This is a genomic window from Mesorhizobium sp. M7A.F.Ca.MR.362.00.0.0 (assembly GCF_004023175.1).
In the GTDB taxonomy this organism is placed as follows: domain Bacteria; phylum Pseudomonadota; class Alphaproteobacteria; order Rhizobiales; family Rhizobiaceae; genus Mesorhizobium.
The window spans coordinates 1-4,062 of sequence record NZ_RZTF01000502.1 but is presented as its reverse complement, the minus strand read 5'-3'; the positions used below and the strand labels follow the sequence as shown (position 1 = coordinate 4,062).

Below are 4,062 nucleotides of genomic sequence, written 5' to 3'. Positions count from 1 at the left end.
TTTACATTTTCGTAAGACTTCAATATCTCATATAATCTTATACTGTATTGACTTCTCATTGTCATAACATACAAATAGTTGTACTTGGTAAAAAACTGTTTCAATTGTAGTAAGTAAGGCTTTAAATCTTTATCCAACCTAATATCAATAACACCCTTACGACGATCGATCCTTACTTTATCAATCCAGCGCATTAACAACTCAGTTCCATCTTCTTGTTCTATCCAAAAGCTTTTATCACTTAAGGTTTTTAAAGTACTTCTAATGTTCATATAGTTTTTCCCATTTTTATAATCGATTTCACAAACTTTACAATAGTCCTTAATGGAAAAGGGATAGGTTTTAAAGTCATCATCCTTTGGCTCTATCATCTGGATGAGATGCAAAATTAACTTTTGTTCAGATAGGTTTAAATCATAACGAGTTTTTTGAATTAGATAGTTAGACTTCACAACAGGATAATTACGTGTTGCCATTTCTTTTAATCTGGGGACTCTATCAGATAAGTTCTCAATTCTTCTAGCCATTTCTTCTCCACCTAAATTATGTATTAGCAATATTTTACCAAAAGGTGAGAGTTTATGTAAATACCAAAAAAACTCACTTTAATAGTACCATTACTCACTTTAATAGTACCATTACTCACTTTTAAGCGTACCATTACTCACTTTTAAGCGTACCATTACTCACTTTTAATTTTTTCAGGCTTAGAGCCCCAAGGGATTCAAGCTCCTATAAATAGTATTAAAAAGGTTTAAAAAGCTTTTAAAAAATAACTATATTATTAAATATAAAATTTTGCTGGATTCTTATTACATCTAGATACAAACAATAATTTCTTTAAAGTATAATAGACTTTTAAAGTCTATTATACTTCTAACCTAATGATTACGATGTATACTATTTTTTCTATTAAATTCATCTCTTCTTTGCTTCCAGTTTTCATAATCCTCTATACCTAAAGAAGAATGATCTATTCTATTAAACGTTTTATCTTTTTCTTGTTCAATAAGAAAATCATTTTTAGAAAAGAACTTAGCATAGGTAATAGCTCTTTCAAAGAGCCCTTCTGCAAATTTAGAAGCATGTTTTTGGGCTGTTTTAAGAATTAAAGATATTTGCTCTTGGGTTTTCTCTAAAACGTTTATACGCCCTTTCAGTTGGTCATTTTCCTTTTTTAACCTTTCATTTTCAACCAGCACCATATTCGCTGCTCTTCGAATCCCATCTAAACGAGTTAACTCTGAGTGTGTAACTGTATAAACTGTTTCAGGCTTTCCATTTATCAATTCTTCCCTTTTTTTATAAACTTTTGGACCAGAGTGTTCAAACTCCAAATACTCTTTAGATGTATTTAAACGTCTTTCTAAGGCCTCTTTTTCTTTTTCTAGACTTTCAATACGTTTTTCCTTTTCTTCCTCAATTTTGGCCATTTCTGACATTCTAGAGTGCATGTCCTTAAATTCAGAAACAGTTAAATGCTTTCTTTCTGAATTTGGTTCACCTCGTTGTAACTTAAATCCCCTTTTTTCTAAAAATAAAGGTAAATCAGCTTGAATAGACAATAATTCTTTTCTGGTAAAAATATTTTTGGCCTGCAGTTTTCCATCCCTCATTGGGACAATCCCTAAATGCATATGTGGAGTAGTTTCATCTAAATGAACTTTGGCATATGCTATATTTTGTTTTCCATAACGCTCTTCATAAAATTCAGCAGCAGCTGCAAAGAAATTCTCTGTCTCCTCTAGATCCATCTCTTTAAAAAATTCCTGGTCACTCGTGATGATCCACTCATTCACCAAAACTGCATCCTTCCGAATAGCTCGATCTCCTTCCCTTTGTTCATCAATGATACTCATGATTCTATTTCGATAATCTATATCCGAAGGATTCACCAAATCAAAATTTAAATGAGATCGTTCCACATCAATATCTTTATTGCTATGATTTTCGAACTCTCTTTGATTATGTTTTTGAATCCCTCCTAGATTTTGTGTTTTCATTTTTTGCATTCTCGCTACTATGTAGCTCATTTTCGCGCTCCCCCTGTTCGCTCGATTAAAGGATCTTTAGTACATAAAGTATAACACACTATACTTTGTACCCAAAGTTACGCGTGTTGGGGATTCCCCAAACCCCTAAAAACCTTTTCGACTAATCGTCGAACTCGCTAACCAATCATAAATATTAGATTGGTTTAGACAGCGAGAAAAACAAAAAAAACAGATCTCCTGTATACAGGAGATCTGTCCCTTAAAAGTGAAAAGGACCCGCTAAACGCAGGCCTCTTCTTAGTTAGTGTTTAAAATTACAGAAATACATTTCTGTAAATCATAGTATTCCTTTTATGGTCATCAATATACTACATTTATATGCTGTTTTCAAGAGTTATGTCATTTTTTTCGCTATTTAGGTCCATAAAAAGAGACAATTTATCCTTTAGAGCAGTAAAATCATCAGGATTTAAACTACATTTCCCTTCAGGTAAAAGGCTTTGAATGTTTTTCAATCTGCGAATGTGAACTGACTGAATTTGGTTAAACATAACATGACTTTCATCTGTTGTACCAATACCTAATCCTTTAAATGAAAGTTCTTCCGCGGGATTATTAGATCGTTGACGTTGACTAGACAAAGGCACTACTAAGAACATAAACCCCTTTTGTTTAACCACAACAGAATAATGGCCATGATCATTTTTCAAAGTGTTGTCCCTTTGAAGATCACTAATTTCATCCCCTACATTAATTCCATAACGAACAAGAACAATGTCTCCAGGGTTGATTCCTAATGGATGACCCTTAGGTTTCACAGTACCCATTTGTTTTCTAAGATTAAACTTCGCCGATTCATCAGCGTTTCTGAAAGCATTCTTCAAAGCGATGTGTTTAGTGTTTCGCTTGTTTTCTTTAAGTTGAGCTATACACCATTTTAAATATGATTCTGCGTAGTTTTGATCAACATCTAATAACTCTCCCCAAAAAGAAGAGTGTAATGCTCTCGCAGCACTTTGATTATCGCTATCTCTTAAATTTGTCATAGAGTTCCCCCTTTTCCCTGGATTAATTCTACCACATCCCCATATATTAGGTCTCATTCTTTTCCACTTTTGTCGAAAAATGTCGTTTTTCTCGCGTGATATTACTAATAACAATAAAAAAGGGTTTTTCTCTCTTCCAATTGAATGTATATTGCGAGGTGAATCGATATGAAAGAAAATAAAACATATACTTCTAGCGAGATAGCAAAACAAATTTTAGTAGAACCAGTTACAGTAAGAAAATACTCTCAAATGCTTGAAGATAAAGGCTATATTTTTAATAGAGATAATAAAGATCATAGGCGCTATACCGATAACGATTTAACCGCTTTTAAACATCTAACAGCTTTAAGAAACAATGGTTTATCTGTTGATGAGTCCATCAACCATATAGCGAACTTATATCACCATAATTTATCTATATTGCCTACCGATACAACGCTACATCAAGAAGAATCTCCCCTTTTGACCTTCATAAAGAAGCAAGAAGAATTCAACCAAAAAATATTAGAACAATTAGAAAGACAGGAACAAAGACAAAGAGAACGAGATCAAAATTTAATGTATGCTTTGAGAGAAACACAGGAGACAAAAAAACAACTCGCAGTTTCCCAGCAAAAAAAATGGTGGAAGTTTTGGGTTAAATAAAAAAACCTCAGATCTATTCTGAGGTTCTCAATAAGGGATTTCGTCGATTGCATTCTTCTTTTTCTTGTCTAAAGTTCGCTCAATGAGTCTCTGAGACATGACCTTTTCTGTCTCTGTTTTAGATGTAATATGAAAAACTACCTCAAAAACACTTCTCCCTTTTTTTATCGTATCGTATTTAATAAAGAGATCAGTAAATTTATTGATTTCTTTAATGGCTTGTTCAATTACAAATCGCTTAAAATCAACCCATCTTGGCATTACATCATTATCTAAATTTAACATTTTTCTTAACTCTTCTACCTCATAGATAATACCTTTTACATTTTCGTAAGACTTCAATATCTCATATAATCTTATACTGTATTGACTTC

Annotated in this window: 5 protein-coding genes; 1 reads left to right on the top strand and 4 read right to left on the bottom strand. The window is 32.6% G+C overall.

Annotated features, from left to right (window positions below; all coding sequences use genetic code 11):
• The 3 genes from EOC06_RS33980 to EOC06_RS33970 form a co-directional block, all read right to left on the bottom strand.
• Nucleotides 1–527: replication initiation protein (locus EOC06_RS33980; RefSeq protein WP_164898898.1), on the bottom strand; the 527-nt coding region annotated here is incomplete at its 3' end.
• A 354-nt stretch (nt 528–881) separates the two neighbouring features.
• Nucleotides 882–2,033 (bottom strand): MobV family relaxase, encoded by a 1,152-nt coding sequence (gene mobV / locus EOC06_RS33975; protein ID WP_128309861.1) that lies wholly within the window; start codon nt 2,031–2,033, stop codon nt 882–884.
• A 335-nt stretch (nt 2,034–2,368) separates the two neighbouring features.
• Nucleotides 2,369–3,040, bottom strand: a complete 672-nt coding sequence (locus tag EOC06_RS33970) for a type II toxin-antitoxin system PemK/MazF family toxin (RefSeq protein ID WP_164898897.1) — start codon at nt 3,038–3,040, stop codon at nt 2,369–2,371.
• Nucleotides 3,041–3,208: 168 nt separating this feature from the next.
• Between EOC06_RS33970 and EOC06_RS33965 the strand changes: the two genes are divergently transcribed.
• Nucleotides 3,209–3,688, top strand: coding sequence for a DUF3967 domain-containing protein (locus EOC06_RS33965; RefSeq protein ID WP_128309859.1), 480 nt, complete (start codon nt 3,209–3,211; stop codon nt 3,686–3,688).
• A gap of 27 nt (nt 3,689–3,715) precedes the next feature.
• On the opposite strand, the gene EOC06_RS33960 is transcribed toward EOC06_RS33965, so the two are convergent.
• Nucleotides 3,716–4,062, bottom strand: a 347-nt coding sequence (locus EOC06_RS33960; protein WP_164898896.1) for a replication initiation protein, incomplete at its 5' end; no start/stop codon positions are given.